The 19,811-nt window shown below is 68.3% G+C and carries 13 protein-coding genes; 12 read left to right on the plus strand and 1 reads right to left on the minus strand.

Annotation, left to right across the window (positions count from 1 at the left end):
- Positions 1-86 precede the first annotated feature (86 nt).
- From chvE to mmsB, 3 genes are all read left to right on the plus strand, one after another.
- On the plus strand, positions 87-1,214 hold the full coding sequence (gene chvE, locus ACLQ2T_RS15980; protein ID WP_425766942.1) for a multiple monosaccharide ABC transporter substrate-binding protein: 1,128 nt from the start codon (positions 87-89) through the stop codon (positions 1,212-1,214).
- 105 nt (positions 1,215-1,319) lie between these two features.
- A complete protein-coding gene (gene mmsA / locus ACLQ2T_RS15985) occupies positions 1,320-2,855 on the plus strand; it encodes a multiple monosaccharide ABC transporter ATP-binding protein (protein ID WP_425766943.1) in 1,536 nt (511 codons plus the stop codon).
- Positions 2,855-4,105 (plus strand): multiple monosaccharide ABC transporter permease, encoded by a 1,251-nt coding sequence (gene mmsB / locus ACLQ2T_RS15990; protein WP_425766944.1) that lies wholly within the window; start codon positions 2,855-2,857, stop codon positions 4,103-4,105. The genes mmsA and mmsB overlap by 1 nt, the downstream gene beginning before the upstream one ends.
- Before the next feature lie 142 nt (positions 4,106-4,247).
- On the opposite strand, the gene ACLQ2T_RS15995 is transcribed toward mmsB, so the two are convergent.
- Complete coding sequence (locus tag ACLQ2T_RS15995) at positions 4,248-5,900, minus strand: glycoside hydrolase family 27 protein (protein ID WP_425766945.1); 1,653 nt, start codon at positions 5,898-5,900, stop codon at positions 4,248-4,250.
- Between the two features lie 856 nt (positions 5,901-6,756).
- Between ACLQ2T_RS15995 and araB the strand changes: the two genes are divergently transcribed.
- The 9 genes from araB (at position 6,757) to ACLQ2T_RS16040 (ending at position 19,413) form a co-directional block, all read left to right on the plus strand.
- Positions 6,757-8,442: a ribulokinase gene (gene araB / locus ACLQ2T_RS16000; protein WP_425766947.1), complete on the plus strand. Its 1,686-nt coding sequence runs from the start codon at positions 6,757-6,759 to the stop codon at positions 8,440-8,442.
- Positions 8,439-9,113 (plus strand): L-ribulose-5-phosphate 4-epimerase, encoded by a 675-nt coding sequence (locus ACLQ2T_RS16005; RefSeq protein WP_425766948.1) that lies wholly within the window; start codon positions 8,439-8,441, stop codon positions 9,111-9,113. The genes araB and ACLQ2T_RS16005 overlap by 4 nt, the downstream gene beginning before the upstream one ends.
- Positions 9,114-9,239: 126 nt before the next feature.
- Complete coding sequence (locus ACLQ2T_RS16010) at positions 9,240-10,247, plus strand: ABC transporter substrate-binding protein (RefSeq protein ID WP_327026146.1); 1,008 nt, start codon at positions 9,240-9,242, stop codon at positions 10,245-10,247.
- Between the two features lie 187 nt (positions 10,248-10,434).
- Positions 10,435-11,976, plus strand: coding sequence for a sugar ABC transporter ATP-binding protein (locus tag ACLQ2T_RS16015; RefSeq protein ID WP_425766950.1), 1,542 nt, complete (start codon positions 10,435-10,437; stop codon positions 11,974-11,976).
- A 17-nt stretch (positions 11,977-11,993) separates the two neighbouring features.
- Entirely contained in the window at positions 11,994-13,037 is a 1,044-nt protein-coding gene (locus tag ACLQ2T_RS16020; protein ID WP_425766985.1) for an ABC transporter permease, read from the plus strand.
- Positions 13,034-14,023, plus strand: coding sequence for a galactofuranose ABC transporter, permease protein YjfF (gene yjfF, locus ACLQ2T_RS16025; RefSeq protein ID WP_425766951.1), 990 nt, complete (start codon positions 13,034-13,036; stop codon positions 14,021-14,023). Before ACLQ2T_RS16020 ends, yjfF begins: the two co-directional genes overlap by 4 nt.
- Before the next feature lie 27 nt (positions 14,024-14,050).
- Positions 14,051-15,553: an L-arabinose isomerase gene (araA, locus tag ACLQ2T_RS16030; protein ID WP_425766952.1), complete on the plus strand. Its 1,503-nt coding sequence runs from the start codon at positions 14,051-14,053 to the stop codon at positions 15,551-15,553.
- A 420-nt stretch (positions 15,554-15,973) separates the two neighbouring features.
- Positions 15,974-18,019, plus strand: a complete 2,046-nt coding sequence (locus ACLQ2T_RS16035) for an RICIN domain-containing protein (protein ID WP_425766953.1) — start codon at positions 15,974-15,976, stop codon at positions 18,017-18,019.
- A 404-nt stretch (positions 18,020-18,423) separates the two neighbouring features.
- Positions 18,424-19,413 carry a LacI family DNA-binding transcriptional regulator gene (locus ACLQ2T_RS16040; protein ID WP_425766955.1) on the plus strand — a complete coding sequence of 330 codons (990 nt, stop codon included), beginning with the start codon at positions 18,424-18,426 and terminating at the stop codon, positions 19,411-19,413.
- The last annotated feature ends 398 nt before the right edge of the window (positions 19,414-19,811 follow it).

Below are 19,811 nucleotides of genomic sequence, written 5' to 3' on the forward strand. Positions count from 1 at the left end.
ACCTGGTCGATGTGAGCGCTAACACTTGGCCTCCAAGTGCGACCCACGCAGCCGGGCGACGGCGCGAGTTCAGATTGGGGAAGCCAGTGAGTAGAAGAATCCTGGCCGCTCTCGGTAGCGCCGTGCTGGTGCTGGGCCTGGCGGCGTGCAGTGGTGAGGGTGCCGGCAGCGGTAACGACGGCGACAAGCCCGGTGATCTGACCATCGGCGTCTCGATGCCCACCCAGACCTCCGAACGATGGATCGCCGACGGCAACTTCGTCAAGGAGAAGCTGGAGGCCAAGGGCTACAAGGTCGACCTTCAGTACGCCGGCGACGACATCCCCACCCAGTCGCAGCAGGTCGACCAGATGATCACCCGTGGGGCCGACGTGCTGATCATCGCGGCGATCGCCGGCACCGCGCTGAGCGGGCAGTTGCAGGCGGCGGCCGACGCCAAGATCCCGGTGATCTCCTACGACCGGCTCATCCGCGACAGCCCCAATGTTGACTTCTACGTCAGCTTCGACAACTACAAGGTCGGGGTGGCCCAGGCCACCGCGTTGCTGGTCGGGCTGGGCCTGCAGACCAAGGACGGCGCCAAGGGTGAGGCGACCGGGCCGTTCAACATCGAACTGTTCGCCGGCTCGCTGGACGACAACAACACCCAGTACTTCTTCGGCGGGGCGATGGACACCCTCAAGCCGTTCATCGACGCCGGCACCCTGAAGGTGAAGTCCGGGCAGAACAAGATCGATCAGGTGGCGATCCTGCGCTGGCAGCAGGAAGGTGCGCAGAAGCGGATGGAGGACCTGCTGACGTCCAGCTACAACGACGGCAGCAAGGTCGACGGGGTGCTCTCGCCGTACGACGGGCTCTCCCGCGGCATCATCACCGCCCTCCAGAACGCCGGCTACCGCGACGACATGCCGGTGGTGACCGGGCAGGACGCCGAGATCGCCTCCGTCAAACTGATCAACGACGGGGTGCAGGGCTCCACCATCTTCAAGGACACCCGACTGCTGGCCGAGCAGGCGGCGATCGCCGCGGAGTCCTTCCTCCAGGACAAGACCCCGCAGGCCAACGACACCGAGACCTACGACAACGGGGTCAAGGTGGTGCCGTCGTACCTGTTGCCGATCCAGACCGTGTTCTCCGACGACATCAAGCCGGTCCTGATCGACTCCGGTTACTTCACCGCCGAGGAGGTCGCCGCCGGCCAGGCCAAGGACTGACGGCGTACTCCCCGGGCTCGGCGGCGAGCACTCGCCGCCGAGCCCGGATCGCTTACCACCGCACCCCTTCGCCCGCACCCTGATCGAGACCGCAGGAGGGTGAGCATGGACGACCACATCCTCGAGATGCGTCGCATCACCAAGACCTTCCCGGGGGTGGCGGCGCTTCAGGACGTCAACCTCGCGGTACGCCGTGGCGAGATCCACGCCATCTGCGGAGAGAACGGTGCCGGCAAGTCCACCCTGATGAAGGTGTTGTCGGGGGTCTACCCCACGGGCAGCTACTCCGGTGAGATCCTGCTCGACGGCAAGCCGGTGGACTTCCGGGGCATCCGCGACAGCGAGGCCCACGGCATCGTCATCATCCACCAGGAACTGGCCCTGGTGCCGTACCTGTCCATCGCCGAGAACATCTTCCTCGGCAACGAACGCCGGGGCCGCGGCGGCCTGATCGACTGGAACCGTACCAACGCCGAGGCGGCCGAACTACTGGCCTCGGTCGGCCTGCGCGAGAACCCGGTCACCCCGGTGGTGCAGCTCGGGGTCGGCAAACAGCAGCTGGTCGAGATCGCCAAGGCGCTGTCCAAGAAGGTCAGGCTGCTGATCCTGGACGAGCCGACGGCCGCCCTCAACGACATCGACTCGGCACACCTGCTGGACCTGATGCGTCGGCTGCGCGACCAGGGCATCACCTGCATCATGATCTCGCACAAGCTGAACGAGATCACCGCCATCGCCGACTCCACCACGGTGCTGCGCGACGGCCGGACGGTGCGGCGGCTGGAGATGGGCTCAGGCGAGGTCACCCAGGAGCAGATCATCCGGGACATGGTCGGCCGGGACCTGGACAGCTTCTATCCCGACCGGGTCTCCTCCCCGGGTGCGGAGGTGCTGCGCATCGAGGACTGGACCGTCCGGCACCCCACCCAGGACCGGCTCGTGGTCGACCGGGCCAGCCTGAACGTACGGGCCGGGGAGGTGGTCGGCATCGCCGGGTTGATGGGGGCGGGCCGCACCGAGTTGGCGATGAGCGTCTTCGGGCGCTCCTACGGGCGGGACATCTCCGGTCGGCTGTACCTGCACGGCATGGAGATCAGAGCGCGTTCGGTGGCCGAGGCGATCGGCAACGGCATCGCGTACGCGACCGAGGACCGCAAGCGCTTCGGGCTCAACCTCATCGACGACGTACGGCACAACGTCTCCTCGGCGGGCCTGCGCAAGCTGTCCCGGGCCGGCTGGGTGCACGACAACGAGGAGACCCGGGTGGCCGAGGACAGCCGCCGGGACATGAACATCAAGGCCCCCAGTGTGCTGTCCGTGGTGGGCAAGCTCTCCGGCGGCAACCAGCAGAAGGTCGTCCTGTCCAAGTGGCTGTTCACCGATCCGGACGTGCTGATCCTGGACGAGCCGACCCGGGGCATCGACGTCGGGGCGAAGTTCGAGATCTACACGATCATCAACCGGCTGGTCGCCGAGGGTAAGGCGGTCGTCATGATCTCCTCCGAGTTGCCGGAACTGCTGGGCATGTGCGACCGCATCTACACCCTGTCGGCGGGTCGGATCACCGGCGTACTGCCGGCCGCCGAAGCGACCCAGGAGAAGCTCATGGAACTCATGGCGAGGGACAAGGAATCCGTCTGATGACCAGCACCAAGCCCTCCTCGGTCCACAAGGGCGGGTCGGCCGAGGGCACTCCCGCCGCCGTACTGCACGTCGGCAGCAGCGACCCGCGCGCCCTGATCATGAACAATCTGCGGCAGAGCGGCATCTTCGCGGCGCTTGTCGTCATCGTCGCCCTCTTCGCCGTCCTCACCGAGGGTGTCTCGCTGAGTCCGGGCAACATCACGAACATCGTCCTTCAGTACTCGTACATCCTCGTGCTCGCCATCGGCATGGTCATCGTGATCATCGGCGGGCACATCGACCTGTCGGTGGGCTCCGTGGTGGCGCTGACCGGAGCGGTCAGCGCCGTGGTCATCATTCGGCAGGGGCAACCCTGGTGGGTCGGGGTGTTGGCGGCGGTGGCGGTCGGGCTGGCGGTCGGCGCCTGGCACGGCTTCTGGGTCGCGTACGTCGGCATCCCGGCCTTCATCGTGACCCTGGCCGGCATGCTGCTGTTCCGGGGTCTGACCCTGCGGGTGCTGGAGAACGTCTCCCTGTCGCCCTTCCCGGCCGAGTACAACCAGATCGCGGCCGGCTTCCTCAACGGACTCATCGGCGGCGACGGCTACGACGCCTTCACCCTGCTCATCGGCGGCATAGCGGTGGCCGGGTACGTGGTGAGCGGCCTACGCACCCGGGTGGCGCGGATCCGCTACCAGCAGCCGGTGGAGTCCTTCGCGCTGTTCGTCGCGCGGATGGTCCTGGTCGGTGCCGTGGTCATGTGGTTCGCCTGGCAGTTGGCCAACGCCCGGGGCCTGCCCATCGTACTGATCATCCTGGCCGTGCTGGTGCTGGTCTACGGGCTGCTCACCCGACGTACCGTCTTCGGTCGGCAGGTCTACGCGATCGGCGGCAACCTGCCGGCGGCGATGCTGTCCGGGGTGAAGGTCCGCACCGTCAACTTCTGGATCTTCGTCAACATGGGCTTCCTGTCCGCGGTGGCCGGGATCATCTTCTCCTCGCGTTCCAACAGCGCGCAGCCGGCCGCGGGCAACATGTTCGAGCTGGACGCGATCGCGGCGGCCTTCATCGGCGGAGCGGCCGTCACCGGTGGGGTGGGTACCGTGGTGGGTGCCATGGTGGGTGGCCTGATCATGGCCGTGATGAGCAACGGTATGCAGTTGATGGGGATCGAGCAGTCGACGCAGTCGGTGGTCAAGGGCCTGGTGCTGCTGGTCGCGGTCGCCTTCGACGTCTACAACAAGCGCCGGGCCGGCGCGAGTCGGTGACGCCCGCCGCACACCTTGACGTACCCCCGCCCCACTCCCCGCCGATCTTGCACTTTCTGTCCCGACGAACGGTGTGAATACCGGCATATCGGCGACCAGAAGTGCATGATCGACGGGGAGAGGGGTGGGGGTGGGTGGGCTGTTAGGTGCGGGTCCAGCGTTGGTTGGGGGCGGTGTGGCAGGTCCAGACGATGACGGGGGTGCCGTTGGCGGTGCCGTTGTTGTTGACGTCCAGGCAGAGGTTGGGGGAGCGGACGTTGCTGACGGTGCCGTTGCCGTTGAACGTCCACTGTTGGTTCGTGCCGCCGTTGCAGTCCCAGATCTGCACCGGGGTACCGGGGGTGGCGGTCGGGGAGATGTCCAGGCACTTGCCGAGCACCTGGAGGGCCTGACCGTTCTGGGTGAAGCTCTGGTTACTGGCGGTGTGGCAGTCCCAGATCAATGTCGCGGTGCCGTTGGCGGTGCCGCTGTTGTTGACGTCCAGGCAGCGGCCGGCCGACTCACTGCGTAGCCGGAAGGTGGTCGGCGGGGGCGGGGGAGTGGTCGTACCGCCGCCACTGACCCGGTAGACCACCGTGCCGTGCGCCGGCACGCTGGCCGAGATCGTCCCGGTGCTGGTCGAGGTGGTGTTGGTCCAGGCGTCGCGGAGGGTGAACGAGTTGCCGGACTTGCCGATGGCCGCCGCGGTGGTGGACACCGTGGTGGTGGAGTTGCCCTGGTTGAACAGGGCCACGGCCACGTCCCCGTTGGCCAGCCGCTTGGCCAGCACCCGGCGGGTGCCGTCGTGGGAGACCTGCACGGCCTGTAGCGCCAGGGGGTCCTGGTTGATCGCCACCAGGTTCTGGTTGCGCAGGATGTCCAACGTCGCGGCGTTGGCGTTGCGGATGTCGTTGCCCGCGATCAGCGGTGCCGCCATGATCGCCCAGAGGGCGAAGTGGCTGCGCATCTCCGTGTCCGTCATGCCGCCGTTGCCGACCACGAGCATGTCCGGGTCGTTGAAGGAGCCCGGCGAGGCGTACGAGGCGATCGGCACGTTGACGTTGACGATGTTCTGGATGCCCATCGGGTAGCCGTTGGTCTGACCGGTGTTCCAGGCGTTGGTGATGTCCTCCGTGGTCCGCCACATGTTGGCGATGTCCCCCCAGTTGCGCAGGGGGCCGGTCTTCTCGTGGATGCTGTTCGAGTTGATGCTGTAGACGATGGGCCGACCGGTGGCCGCCAGGGCGTCACGCATCAGCGAGAACCCGGCTATCTGGTCGTTGATGGTGCCCCAGGGCGAGCACCAGTCGTACTTGAGGAAGTCCACCCCCCAGGCGGCGAACTGCCGGGCGTCCTGGTACTCGTGGCCGAGGCTGCCGGTGGAGCCGGGCCAGGCGCCGAAGTACTGCGCGCAGGTCTTCTCCCGGGGCACCTGGTAGAGGCCGAAGAGCAGGCCCCGGGAGTGCAGGTAGTCGCCGAGGGCCTTCATGCCGCTGGGAAAACGTCCCGCATGAGCCTGGAGGTTGCCCTGGGCGTCGCGGTTGGGATCGAACCAGCAGTCGTCGACGACGACGTACTTGTAGCCGAGATCGCGCATCCCGGTGTTGACGATCGCATCGGCCATCTGCCGGATCAGGGTCTCGTTGATGTTGCACCCGAAGGTGTTCCAGGTGTTCCACCCCATCGGTGGGGTACGGGCCACCCCGTTGTTGAGCGCCTGCGCGGGTTTCGGTGTGTGGAACCCGCCGACGACAACCGTGGTGAGTGTCAGCACCAGCACACTCAGAACGGCCAACCATCGTGGTCGTGCGCGCATTCGATCCTCCTCGGGACAGGGACGGGTGGGTGTCGGTCATGGAGCACCGACCGCGGGTCGTCGGGCGGCCCAGATGGTTCGTCGGGTGGGCGCGGGCAGGCATGGCCTGCTCACGGTCAGATGGTCGAAAGTGCCGCCGCCCGTGGCGGGGACGCCGGCGCCCAGAGATCGAGTCAGCCGGGTGTCGTGCCGCGACGCCGGCGGTGACGGTGGTGGTTTTCCCGGACAGGGGCCCTCCGATGTCTGGATGTTATCGCTGACATCCAGCTATGTAAATCGTCGTCGATGTCCGGCAGAAGCCGGATCACTGCTTGATCAAAAGACGGTGACCCGCCTTGCAATTGGTGAATCCCCACGTGGGAGCGATTCAGGTATGCGTTGGTGCGGCTATCCGGGGTGGTGCGGTAGAGCTGCTCGGCCTGATCCACTCAGCTGCACCTGCGATCGAAGGATGTTAACGCTCATATGGCCGCCGTGAAGATCGGTCGTGGCGCCTCGGCGAGGGTGTCGGGTGGGCCGGCGAAGGGCTCGCCGGGGATGCGTGTCGTTCGGGTGGTGCCGACGATGGCGCCGTCGGGGATCGGGGCGGCGGGGTGATCCGTCCGCTGGGGGTGGTCGGAGTCGTCGCGGCAGGCGTCGACCGGTGTGGATGCAATGATCGACGGCTGGCGGGGTCGTACCTCTGGCGCTGGACCCCGCGGATGTCGCAAGGTGGGGTGGTGCAGGTGTCGGGTCGACCCGCGTTGGGTGGTCACGACGGGGTCCGCACTCCGTTACGGAGCTGTTGCCGGAGGGTGTCTTGACGATGCCGGATGTGAGCGTTAACACTGAGGTCCGTCATCGGCCGGAGGTGAGCATGAGTGGTGTGGACGAAGTCGGCGACCGGTATGTCGTCGGCGTCGACTACGGGACCCTGTCGGGGCGGGCCCTGGTGGTCCGCGTACGCGACGGTGCCGAGCTGGGGACGGCGGTGCACGAGTACCGCAACGCCGTCATCGAGTCCACACTGCCCGACGGTGGTCCGCCCCTGCCCCCCGACTGGGCCCTGCAGGACCCACAGGACTACCGCGACGTGCTGCGCCACGCCGTACCGGCGGCCGTCGCCGCCGCCGGGGTGGATCCACGCCAGGTGGTCGGCATCGGCATCGACTTCACCGCCTGTACGGTCCTGCCGACCCTCGCCGACGGCACCCCGCTGTGCGAGCTGCCGGATCTGCGGCAGCGTCCACATGCCTGGGTGAAGCTCTGGAAGCACCACGCGGCTCAGCCGCACGCCGACCGGATCAACGCCCTGGCCCACGAACGCGGTGAGCCCTGGATCGGCCGCTACGGCGGCAAGATCTCCGCCGAGTGGCAGTTCGCCAAGGGGTTGCAGCTGCTGGAGGAGGACCCGGAGGTCTACTGGCGGGCCGAGCGCTTCATCGAGGCCGCCGACTGGATCGTCTGGCAGTTGTGCGGCGTCGAGACCCGCAACGTCTGCACGGCCGGCTACAAGGGCATCATGCAGGACGGTCAGTACCCCTCGACGGACTACCTGACCGCCCTGAACCCCGACTTCGGCGATTTCGTGGCCAAGCTGGACGGTCCGCTGATGCCGTTGGCCGGCAAGGCCGGCGAGCTGACCGCGCAGGCCGCCGCCTGGACCGGCCTGCCGCAGGGGATCGCGGTGGCCGTCGGCAATGTCGACGCGCACGTCACCGCCGCCGCCGCGCAGGCCCTCGCGCCGGGCCGGCTGGTGGCGATCATGGGCACCTCCACCTGCCACGTGGTCAACGGCGCGCACCCGGCCGAGGTGGCCGGGATGTGCGGGGTGGTCGACGGTGGCATCAGCGCCGGCGCCTGGGGCTACGAGGCCGGTCAGAGCGGGGTCGGGGACATCTTCGGCTGGTTCGTCAAGCACGCCGCCCCGGCCGGGGTCGCCTCCCACGAGCGGCTCACCGAACTGGCCGCCGCCCAGCCGGTCGGCGCCCACGGTCTGGTGGCGCTGGACTGGTGGAACGGCAACCGTTCCCTGCTGGTCAACCACGACCTCAGCGGGATGATCGTCGGCCTGACCCTGGCCACCCGCCCGGAGGACGTCTACCGGGCGCTGCTGGAGGCTACGGCGTACGGCACCCGCATGATCATCGAGGCCTTCGTCGAGGCCGGGGTGCGCGTCGACGATCTGGTGATCGCCGGGGGACTCACCTCGAACGAGTTGTTGATGCAGATCTACGCCGATGTCGCCAACCGGCCGCTGGGCATCATCGGCTCCGCGCAGGGGCCGGCCCTCGGCTCGGCCATCCACGCCGCGGTGGCCGCCGGGGCGTACCCCTCGATCCACGAGGCCTCGCAGGCGATGGGCCGGATCAGCGCGGCGGTCTACCGCCCCGACCCCGACCGGGTACGCGCCTACGACGCCCTCTACGCCGAGTACCGCACCCTGCACGACCACTTCGGTCGCGGCGTCAACGACGTGATGCTGCGCCTGCGGGCGATTCGGAACGCGGCCGCCGGGTCGGCTGGGTCGACGAACGAGACCGCGCTGGAGGTGGTCGCATGATCGAGCGTGAGTTGCGGGAGACGGTGGCTCGGCTGCACGGTGAGCTGACCCGCTACGGGCTGGTGGCCTGGACGGCCGGCAACGTCTCCGCCCGGGTACCCGGGCGGGACCTGATGATCATCAAGCCGAGCGGGGTGGACTACGACGACCTGTCCGCCGACAACATGGTGCTGTGTGACCTGGACGGGATGCCGGTCGAGGGTGATCTGTCGCCGTCGAGTGACACGGCCGCGCACGCCTACGTCTACCGGGCCATGCCGGAGGTCGGCGGGGTGGTGCACACCCACAGCACGTACGCGACCGCCTGGGCGGCTCGGGGCGAGGCGATCCCCTGCTGGCTGACCGCTCAGGCCGACGAGTTCGGCGGGGAGATCCCGGTGGGCCCCTTCGCCCTGATCGGCGGGGACGACATCGGCAAGGGCATCGTCAGCACCCTGACCGGGCACCGTTCGCCCGCGGTGCTGATGCGCAACCACGGGGTCTTCACCATCGGGCGTACCGCCCGGGCCGCGGTCAAGGCCGCGGTGATGTGCGAGGACGTGGCGCGAACCGCGCACCTGGCCCGGGCGCTGGGGCAGCCGGTGCCGATGGCCCAGGCCGATGTCGACGCCCTCTACGACCGCTACCAGAACGTCTACGGCCAGCGTCCCACGCCGGCGGCGAACACCTGACCGGGTCGCGGCCCATCCGGGTCGCGACCTAGTACGCGCACCCGCGCACAGACACCACACCACAAGTACGCCACCCGCCTGCCTCGGCCGGCGGCGTGGAACCCGCACCCCACCCGAGGAGATCCGATGAGAAACATGCGAATGTCCCTCGCGCCTCGGCGCGCAGTCGCGGCGCTGGCCGCCGTGCTTCTGGCCGGCGGCATGGCAGCCTGCGGCAACAGCGACACCGGAACCGACGGAGGAGGAAGCGGCGACGACAAGATCGTCATGGGCTTCTCCCAGGTCGGCGCGGAGAGCGGCTGGCGGACGGCCAACACCAACTCCATCAAGGAGGCGGCTGCCGAGGCGGGCATCGACCTGAAGTTCGACGATGCCCAGCAGAAGCAGGAGAACCAGATCAAGGCCATCCGCAACTACATCCAGCAGAAGGTCGACGTGATCGCCTTCTCGCCGGTAGTGGAGTCGGGCTGGGACACCGTGCTCAAGGAGGCCAAGGACGCCGGCATCCCGGTCATCCTGACCGACCGCGCGGTGGACTCGGCCGACAAGTCGCTGTACAAGACCTTCCTCGGCTCGGACTTCGTCAAGGAAGGCCGGTTGTCGGGGGAGTGGCTGGTCGAGAACTCCAAGGACGCGACCGGTGACGTGAACATCGTCGAGCTTCAGGGCACCACCGGCTCGGCCCCGGCCAACGACCGCAAGAAGGGCTTCGCCGAGGCGATCGCGGCCGACCCCAAGCTCAAGGTCATCGCCTCCCAGTCGGGTGACTTCACCCGCGCCGGTGGCAAGCAGGTCATGGAGCAGTTCCTCAAGGCCCACCCGAAGATCGACGTGCTCTTCGCGCACAACGACGACATGGGTCTGGGCGCTCTCGAGGCGATCACCGCGGCCGGCAAGGAGCCGGGCAAGGACATCACCATCATCACCATCGACGCGGTGAAGGACGGCATGCAGGCCCTGGCCGACGGCAAGTTCAACTTCATCGCGGAGTGCAGCCCGCTGCTCGGCCCACAGCTGATGGACCTGGCCAAGAAGATCCACGCGGGTGAAGAGGTGCCGCCGCGGATCGAGACCGAGGAGACCACCTTCACCCAGGAGCAGGCCAAGGAGGCTCTGCCCAACCGCAAGTACTGATCGACGCCCGGGGTCGCCACACTGACTGGTGGCGGCCCCGCCGCGTCACCCGCTTCCCCGACGGACCGGCGGCACGACACCTCCGGTGCCACGTCCGCCCGGCCGACCCCTCAGGGTCGGTCGGGCGGACGTCACGGGAAGGCCGTAGCCCCCGAAACGACACGAACCCAGAAGAAGGCCTGATGGGATGACGGATAGCCGTCCGGTCCTGACGATGACCGGGATCAGTAAGTCCTTTCCCGGAGTGCGCGCACTCCACAATGTCGACTTCCGGCTCTTTCCCGGCGAGGTGCACGCCCTGATGGGCGAGAACGGTGCCGGCAAGTCGACCCTGATCAAGGTGTTGACCGGGGTCTACGGCATCGACGAGGGCACCATCACCCTGGGCGACGAGCAGGTGGCCTTCTCCGGCCCGATGCAGGCCTCCGCCGCCGGGGTGAGCACGGTCTACCAGGAGGTCAACCTCTGCCCGAACCTCTCGGTGGCGGAGAACATCTTCATCGGGCGGGAGCCCCGTCGCCTCGGCGCCGTCCGCTGGGGTGAGGTGCGCCGACGGGCCCGGCAACTGCTGGCCCGCCTGGATCTGGACATCGACGTCACCGCCCCGGTGGCCAGCTACTCGCTGGCGGTGCAGCAGATGGTCGCCATTGCCCGCGCCATCGACGTACAGGCCCGGGTGCTGATCCTCGACGAGCCGACCTCCAGCCTGGACGCCGACGAGGTGGCGCAACTGTTCCGCATCATGCGTCAGTTGCGCGACGAGGGGATCGCGATCCTGTTCGTGACCCACTTCCTCGACCAGGTGTATGGCATCGCCGACCGGATCACCGTGCTGCGCAACGGCACCCTGGTGGGTGAGTACCCGATCGGGGAGCTGCCGCAGCTGGCCCTGGTCGAGAAGATGATCGGCAAGGAACTCGACGTCCTGGAACGGCTCGAGGAGCAGCCCCGGCGGGAGTTGGCGGCCCTGGAGGGCGGCACCCCCTTCGTCGCGGTCTCCGAGTTGGGCCGCAAGGGCGCGGTGGCCCCCTTCAGCCTGACCATCCATCCCGGTGAGGTGGTCGGCCTGGCCGGTCTGCTCGGCTCCGGGCGGACCGAGTCGGCGAGGCTGTTCTTCGGCGCGGACCGGGCCGACCACGGCGAGGTGACGGTCAACGGCAAGCCGACCAGCCTGCGCAACCCGGTGCAGGCCATCGAGCAGGGCATCGGCTTCTGCTCGGAGAACCGCCGCGCGGAGGGGATCATCCCCGACCTGACCGTCCGGGAGAACATGATCCTGGCGATGCAGGCGGCCCGGGGCTGGCTGCGCCCGATCCCGCGGCGCCGCCAGGATGAGCTGGTCGAGCAGTACATCAAGGCGTTGAGCATCCGTCCCGCCAACCCTGACCTGCCGGTACGCAACCTGTCCGGTGGCAACCAGCAGAAGGTCCTGCTGGCCCGCTGGCTGATCACCGAGCCCCGCCTGCTCATCCTGGACGAGCCGACCCGCGGCATCGACATCGGCGCCAAGGCCGAGATCCAGAAGCTCGTCGTGCAGCTCTCCGACGGTGGCATGGCCGTGCTGTTCATCTCCGCCGAGTTGGAGGAGGTGCTGCGGCTGAGCCACAAGGTCGTGGTGATGCGGGACCGGGAGATGGTCGCCCAGCTCGACAACGACGACACCCTGGACGCCGAGCGGATCATGCAGACCATCGCCAGCGGATCGATCAAGCAGGAGGCGAAGCAGTGAACGAGCGTCTCAGGTCGATGGCGACACACCGGCTGTTCTGGCCGGTGATGGTCCTCGTGGTGATGCTGGCCGCGAACACCGTCTACCGTCCCGGCTTCCTGGCCGTCGAGGTCAACAACGGGCACCTCTACGGCACCCCGATCGACATCCTCCGGTTGAGCGCCCCGCTGATCCTGGTCGGGCTGGGCATGACCCTGGTCATCTCCACCGGCGGTATCGACCTGTCGGTCGGCTCGATCTGCGCCATCAGCGGCGCCATCGCCTGCCTGCACATCAGTCAGGCACCGGATCAGAACAGCATGGCCACCGTGTTCACCGCGCTGGCCATGGCCCTGGGTGCCGCACTCGTACTCGGCGCCTGGAACGGGGTGCTGGTCTCCGTGATCGGCATTCAGCCGATCATCGCCACCCTCATCCTCATGGTGGCGGGCCGGGGTCTGGCCCAGCTGGTCACCGAGGGGCAGATCATCACCATCAACTCGGGGCACTACCGGGCGATCGGGCTGGGTCACTTCCTGACCCTGCCCCTGGCGATCTTCATCGCGCTGGGCGCGGCCCTGCTCATCGCGGCGCTGACTCGGCGTACCGCCCTGGGCATGATCATCGAGTCGGTGGGCGGTAACCGCGAGGCCAGCCGACTGGCCGGCATCCGGTCGGCCCGGATGGTCTTCCTGGTCTACGTGGTCAGCGCGGCGTGTGCCGCCGTCGCCGGCTTCATGATGACCGCGAACGTCTCCAGCGCCGACGGCAACAACGCCGGTCTCTGGGTGGAGCTCGACGCGATCCTCGCGGTCGTCATCGGCGGCACCTCGCTGGCCGGCGGCCGGTTCTACCTCAGCGGCACCATCCTCGGTGCGCTGATCATCCAGACCCTCACCACCACGGTGTACGCCATGAACATCTCCCCGCAGACGGCCCTGTTGTTCAAGGCGGTGGTCGTCATCGCGGTCTGCCTGATCCAGGCACCGGCCTTCCGCGCCAAGCTCGGTCGACGCAAGCGAGGTACCCCACCCCCGCCGGCCCCGACGCCGCAGCGTCAGAAGGAAGAGGTGACGGCGTGACCACGACCTCGCTGACCACCGGCCCGAGTCGCGCCCGGCTGCCCCGGCGCCACGTGCCGGTGCTGGTCACCCTCGCCCTGCTGCTGGTCATGTACGGCATCGGGGTGTCCCAGTACCGGGCCTTCTCGAACATCCAGGTCATCTTCAACGTCTTCATCGATAACGGTTTCCTGCTCGTGGTCGCGGTCGGGATGACCTTCGTGATCCTCACCGGCGGCATCGACCTGTCGGTCGGCTCGGTGGTCGCGATGACCGCGATGGTCTCGGCCTGGTTGCTCCAGTCCGGCCTGCCGGCGTTGCTGGTGCTGATCATCGCCCTGCTCATCGGGCCGACCCTCGGGTTCCTGATGGGTTGTGCGATCCACTTCTTCGACATCCAGCCGTTCATCGTGACCCTGGCCGGGATGTTCTTCGCCCGGGGCATGTGCACCTTCATCAGTGACTCCTCGATCCGGATCACCGACGGGTTCTGGACCACGATGGCGCAGCACCGGATCGGAGATCCCCGAGGCAGCTTCGTCTCGGTCAGCGTCCTGATCGCCTTCGCGGTCGTGCTGATCGCCGCGTACGTGCTGGCGTACACCCGGTTGGGGCGCAACGTGTACGCCATCGGCGGCAACCCCCAGTCGGCCCTGTTGATGGGGCTGCCGGTGGGGCGTACCCGGATCGGGGTCTACACCATCAGCGGGCTCTGCTCGGCGATCGGCGGGATCCTGCTGTCCTTCTATACCCTGTCCGGGGCGCCACTGATCGCGGTCGGCATGGAACTCGACGTGATCGCGGCGGTGGTGATCGGCGGTACGGTCCTGACCGGAGGAGCAGGCTACGTCTTCGGCACCGTGCTCGGCGTGCTGGTGCTCGGCGTGATCCAGACCCTGATCACCTTCGACGGCAGCCTCAACTCCTGGTGGACCAAGATCGTGATCGGAGGTCTGCTCTTCGCCTTCATCCTGTTCCAGCGCCTCATCGGCATCCGCTACAAGTGACCGCCCCTCTCGCGGAAGGCAACCCCCATGGCAGCACAACCTGAACCCGAGGTCTGGTTCCTCACCGGAAGCCAGGCGATGTACGGCGAGGACACCCTCCGCCAGGTGGCCGAGCAGTCCCGTCAGATCGCCGCCCTGCTCGACGATTCGCCGCACATCCCCGCCCGGGTGGTCTGGAAGCCGGTCCTGACCACAAGCGCCGACATCCTGAAGGTCTGCCAGGAAGCCGGTGTGCAGGGGGCGGTCGGGGTCATCGCCTGGATGCACACCTTCTCCCCGGCGAAAATGTGGATCACCGGCCTGGACGCGCTGCGTACCCCGCTGTTGCACCTGCACACGCAGGCCAACGTCCAGCTGCCATGGCACGAGATCGACATGGACTTCATGAACCTCAACCAGGCCGCCCACGGCGACCGGGAGTTCGGGTTCATCCAGACCCGGCTCGGGGTGGCCCGTAAGACGGTGGCCGGGCATGTCAGCGATCCCCGGGTGGTCTCCCGGGTCGGCGCCTGGACCCGGGCGGCGATCGGCTGGTCGGCGATGCGTTCGCTGCGCCTGGCCCGCTTCGGCGACAACATGCGCGACGTCGCGGTGACCGAGGGGGACAAGGTCGAGGCCGAGTTGCGCTTCGGCGTCTCGGTCAACACCTACGGGGTCAACGACCTGGTCGCCGTGGTCGACCAGGTCGCCGAGGCCCAGATCGACGACCTGGTCAAGGAGTACGACGACACCTTCCGGGTCGCCGCGCAGTTGCGCCCCGGCGGCGACCGGCACGACTCGCTGCGCTACGCCGCCCGGATCGAACTCGGGTTGCGTACCTTCCTGGAGGCCGGCGGCTTCCGCGCCTTCACCACGAACTTCGAGGACCTCGGCGGTCTGCGGCAACTGCCCGGCATCGCGGTGCAGCGGCTGATGGCCGACGGGTACGGCTTCGGTGGCGAGGGTGACTGGAAGACCTCCGTGCTGGTGCGCACCGTCAAGGCGATGGCGGTCGGCGCGCAGGGTGGCACCTCCTTCATGGAGGACTACACCTACGACCTCACCCCGGGCCAGGAGCTGATCCTCGGGGCGCACATGCTGGAGGTGTGCCCGACGATCGCGGCCGGGGTGCCGAACGTCGAGATCCACCCGTTGAGCATCGGTGGCCGGGAGGACCCGGTCCGCCTGGTCTTCGACGCCGAACCGGGACCGGCCGTGGTGCTCGGTCTGGCGGACATGGGGGAGCGGTTCCGGCTGGTCGCCAACGAGGTCGACGTGGTGCCACCGCCGCAGCCGCTGCCCCGGCTGCCGGTGGCGCGGGCCGTCTGGCGGCCCCGCCCGCACCTGGCCGGCTCGGCCGAGGCCTGGATCACCGCAGGGGCTCCGCACCACACCGTGCTGTCTCAGGGCGTCGGGGTGGAGGAACTGCACGACCTCGCCGAGATGGCCCGTACCGAACTGGTCGTCATCGACGCGGACACCGAGCCGCGACGCTTCGCCAACGAACTGCGCTGGAACCAGGCCTACTACCGCCTCGCCCGGGGTTTCTGACCGGGAGTGCGACGGGTCCTGCCGCTCGCGGCGGGACCCGTCGCCACCGTGGCCGTACGCCTCGGTCGCGGCTGCCCCGGCGCCTTCCGTCCGGGCCTTCTTCGCGGCACCCGCTCTCCACCGCTGCGGCGCATGTTTCGTCTTGACTAACGCGGTGTTATCGCTCACAGTCGATAGTGACGGCGGACGATATCTGCGGCTGTCCGGGCCGCTGCGCGTCTCTCCTCAGTAGCCGATCTCATGTCATCCCCTGGGCACCGGGTGTCATGTTAACGATCACATGCGCTGCTGGAGATCACCATGACGCTCGCCGCAGTGCAGGCCGTCCCGGTCGTACGGCTTGTCATTCGAAGGAGGATCATGGTTGCCATTGGCGAGGTCTCAGGACCCGCGCCGCGCCGGCGTGGGTGGTGGTCGCGGATGTGGGCGGCGGTGGCGGCGGCGGTGATGGTCGGCGGCACCGTGGTGGCGGTGGCGGCGACACCGGCCTCGGCGGCGACGGTGGACACCAACGCCTGGTACGTGTTGGTCAACCGCAACAGCGGCAAGGCCCTGGACGTCTACAACCTGGCCACCAACGACGGGGCGCGGATCACCCAGTGGTCGCGTAACGACGGAAACCAGCAGCAGTGGCAGTTCGTCGACTCCGGTGGCGGCTACTACCGGCTCAAGTCGCGGCACTCCGGCAAGGTGCTCGACGTCTACAACTTCTCGACCGCCAACGGCGCCTCGATCGTGCAGTGGGCCGACCACAACGGGACCAACCAGCAGTTCCGGCTGGCCGACTCGGCCGGCGGGTACGTGCGGTTGATCAACCGGAACTCGAACCGGGTGCTGGAGGTGCAGAACGCCTCGACCGCCGACGGCGGCAACATCGTCCAGTACGACGACTGGAACGGCACCAACCAGCAGTGGCAACTGGTCCGGATCGGCGACGGGCCCACCCCCGGGCCGACGACCCCGCCGCCCACCGGTGGCAACTTCACCAATCCGGTGGTCTGGCAGGACTTCGCCGACGTCGAGGTGATCCGGGTGGGCGACGTCTACTACATGACCGCCTCGACGATGCACTACTCGCCCGGCGCGCCGATCCTGCGCTCCTGGGACCTGGTGAACTGGGAGTTCGCCGGGCACTCCGTGCCCCGGCTGGACTTCGGCACCAAGTACGACCTGCCCCCCGGGCAACAGGCGTACGTGGAGGGCATCTGGGCCTCCACCCTGAGCTACCGGCCGAGCAACCAGACGTACTACTGGGCCGGGTGCATCAACTTCGCCCAGACCCACATCTACACCGCCAAGGCCGTCGACGGCGCCTGGACCCGGCACGCCACCCTGCCCTGCTACTACGACGCCGGCATGCTCATCGACGACAACGACACGATGTACGTCGCGTACGGCAACGGCACGATCAGTGTCGCGCAGCTCTCCGCCGACGGGCGCAGCCAGGTACGCGCCCAGCAGGTCTACCAGACCCCGTCGAGCATCGGCACCCTGGAAGGCGCCCGGTTCTACAAGCGCAACGGGGCCTACTACATCTGGTTGACCCGCCCCGCCAACGGCCAGTACGTGCTGAAGTCCACAAACGGACCCTTCGGCCCGTACGAGCAGCGGCAGGTGCTGCTCAACATGCAGGGCCCGATCGCCGGCGGCGGCGTACCCCACCAGGGTGGCCTGGTGCAGACCCCGAACGGCGCCTGGTACTACATGGCCTTCACCGACGCCTACCCGGGCGGGCGGATGCCGACCCTGGCCCCGATCAACTGGACCGCCGACGGTTGGCCCCAGGTGCAGACCGTCAACGGCGCCTGGGGGGTCAACTACCCCAACCCGCTGCCGCTGCGCCCGGTCAAGCCCCTCACCGGGGTGGACACCTTCGCCGGCACCACCCTGGGCCCGCAGTGGGAGTGGAACCACAACCCGGACAACAGCCGCTGGTCGGTGAACAACGGACTGCGCCTGCAGACCGCCACGGTCACCAACGACCTCTACCAGGCCCGGAACACGATCACCCACCGCATCCAGGGGCCGACCTCCACGGCGACCGTCGAGCTCGACTACTCCACCATGCGCGACGGTGACCGCACCGGACTGGCCATGCTGCGGGACTCCTCGGCCTGGATCGGGGTCCGCCGCGACAACGGGCAGACCCGGGTGGTCATGACCAACGGACTGACCATGAACAGCAACTGGGACACCACCAGCACCGGCAGCGAGATCGCCGGTGCGGCGGTCTCCGGCGGGCGGATCTGGTTGCGGGCCAACGCCGACATCAGGCCGGGATCGGGTCGGCAGGCCCGCTTCTCGTACAGCACCGACGGGGTCAACTTCGTCTCGTTGGGCAACGCCCTGACCCTCAACAACAACTGGACCTTCTTCATGGGGTACCGGTTCGCCATCTTCAACCACGCCACCCAGGCCCTGGGAGGTGCGGTGACGGTGCGACGCTTCGAGCTGGCCACCCCCTGACCTCGCTCAACACACCGCTCTCGGACTGGGTACGGCGTTCTCCTCCGGCAACGCCGACCACCGGGCACCGGTGACGTGCGGGTGGCGCCCACACCAGGGCGCCACCCGCACGCTGCGTGGATGCGGCCCGCATCCTTCGCGCGGAGGCCGCCATTGATCAGGGCGATCGAAAACCCCGTTTACTGATCGGAGATGAGATATCCGTCCTGGGCGACTGACCTGTCGGCGATTGATGTCCCTGCTGTCGTAGACTGTGCGTGATCTAGCGAAAACCACCCCGGCTGGCACGGGTCGGCGTGGGCGCCGCGAGAGGATCGTGAATCAAAGCCGCTTCGGTCAGCGTCGACGGGTCGCGGCGACCCACGGGCATGCGGGAGTGTGAGATGGCCGTACGCGATCCTGCGATGACGGACGTGGCTCGCCTCGCTGGCGTCTCCCACCAGACGGTTTCGCGAGTGCTCAACGGCCACCCCAACGTGCGGGAACAGACCCGGCTGCGGGTCCAGGCGGCAATAGCCGAGCTGGGCTACCGGCCGAACCGGGCGGCGCGTGCGCTGGTCACCGGTCGCTCTCAGGTGATCGGTGTCGTCGCGCAGAACACCACCCTCTACGGGCCGGCGTCACTGCTGGCCGCCTTGGAACAGACCGCCGCGGAGGCCGGCTTCGCGGTCAGTGTGGGCAGCGTCAGCGACCTGGACCACCGGTCCATCTCCGCGGTCGTCGAGCGGCACCTGGCGCACCGGGTCGCCGGCATCGTGGTGATCGCCCCGGTGGAGTCGGCCGGCGAGGCACTGGAACGCCTGCCCCACGACGTGCCGCTGGTCACGGTCGACGGGGATCCGCGTCGGCCGATGCCGCTGGTGACGGTGGACCAGGCCGCCGGAGCCCGAGCCGCGACCCAGCATCTGCTGGAGGCCGGTCACCGTACGGTGTGGCATGTGTCCGGGCCCTCCGACTGGTTCGACAGCGCCGGCCGGATCGAGGGCTGGCGGACGGCCCTGCTGGCGGCGGGGGTCGAGATCCCGCCGCTGGTGCCGGCGGACTGGTCGGCGGCGGCCGGTTACCGGTGTGGGCAGATGCTCGCCCGGATGCCGGACGTGACTGCGGTCTTCACCGCCAACGACCACCTGGCCCTGGGAGTGTTGCGGGCCCTGCACGAGCACGGCCGCCGGGTGCCGGACGACATCAGCGTGGTCGGCTTCGACGACGTGCCGGAGGCGGCGTACTTCATCCCACCGCTGACCACCGTCCGGCCGGACTTCGTCGCGGTGGCGCGGGCCAGCCTGGAGATGCTGCTGGCGCAGATCGAGTCCGACAGCGGCGGCGCCCTCCGGGAAACCATCGCCCCCTCCCTGGTGTCCCGCCAATCCGTAGGCCCCCCACCCCACCGCTAGCCCTCGGGGACCCGCTCGCCCTCCCCGGCGGCCCGCCGGTCCCCCCAGCCGTGTTGATCAAGAGGTTTTGGTCAGGATCAACCCAAAATCCGACCAAAACCTCTTGATCACCAACCCTCACCCCACTTCGCCCGGCTCCGGTTCCGGCTCGGTCACACCCTGGTCCGCCTCGCTGACCAGGGCGCGGTGATCAAGAGGTTTTGGTCGGGATCGGGCGGGAATTTGACCGAAACCTCTTGATCAACGCGGGCGAGTGGGTTGGCGGCGGCGGGCGCGGGCAGGGTGGGCTGACGAATGTGGCGTGGGGGGCCCCCCCCCGGGGGGGGGCCCCCGGGGGGGGGGGGGGGGTGGTGTGTGGCCAGCCGGGGGGGGGGGGGGGGGTGGAGTGCGAAAGTACA

This window comes from Micromonospora sp. DT229 (genome assembly GCF_049844505.1).
Taxonomy (GTDB): Bacteria; Actinomycetota; Actinomycetes; order Mycobacteriales; family Micromonosporaceae; genus Micromonospora.

Excerpts from the sequence above, each read along its gene's own strand:
- araB (WP_425766947.1), top strand. The coding sequence starts at position 6,757 with ATGAGTGGTGTGGACGAAGTCGGCGACCGGTATGTCGTCGGCGTCGAC.
- araA (WP_425766952.1), top strand. The coding sequence starts at position 14,051 with ATGGCAGCACAACCTGAACCCGAGGTCTGGTTCCTCACCGGAAGCCAG.
- ACLQ2T_RS15995 (WP_425766945.1), bottom strand. The coding sequence starts at position 5,900 with ATGCGCGCACGACCACGATGGTTGGCCGTTCTGAGTGTGCTGGTGCTG.
- mmsB (WP_425766944.1), top strand. The coding sequence starts at position 2,855 with ATGACCAGCACCAAGCCCTCCTCGGTCCACAAGGGCGGGTCGGCCGAG.
- ACLQ2T_RS16015 (WP_425766950.1), top strand. The coding sequence starts at position 10,435 with ATGACGGATAGCCGTCCGGTCCTGACGATGACCGGGATCAGTAAGTCC.
- ACLQ2T_RS16020 (WP_425766985.1), top strand. The coding sequence starts at position 11,994 with ATGGCGACACACCGGCTGTTCTGGCCGGTGATGGTCCTCGTGGTGATG.
- mmsA (WP_425766943.1), top strand. The coding sequence starts at position 1,320 with ATGGACGACCACATCCTCGAGATGCGTCGCATCACCAAGACCTTCCCG.
- ACLQ2T_RS16005 (WP_425766948.1), top strand. The coding sequence starts at position 8,439 with ATGATCGAGCGTGAGTTGCGGGAGACGGTGGCTCGGCTGCACGGTGAG.
- ACLQ2T_RS16035 (WP_425766953.1), top strand. The coding sequence starts at position 15,974 with ATGTGGGCGGCGGTGGCGGCGGCGGTGATGGTCGGCGGCACCGTGGTG.
- ACLQ2T_RS16010 (WP_327026146.1), top strand. The coding sequence starts at position 9,240 with ATGAGAAACATGCGAATGTCCCTCGCGCCTCGGCGCGCAGTCGCGGCG.
- ACLQ2T_RS16040 (WP_425766955.1), top strand. The coding sequence starts at position 18,424 with ATGACGGACGTGGCTCGCCTCGCTGGCGTCTCCCACCAGACGGTTTCG.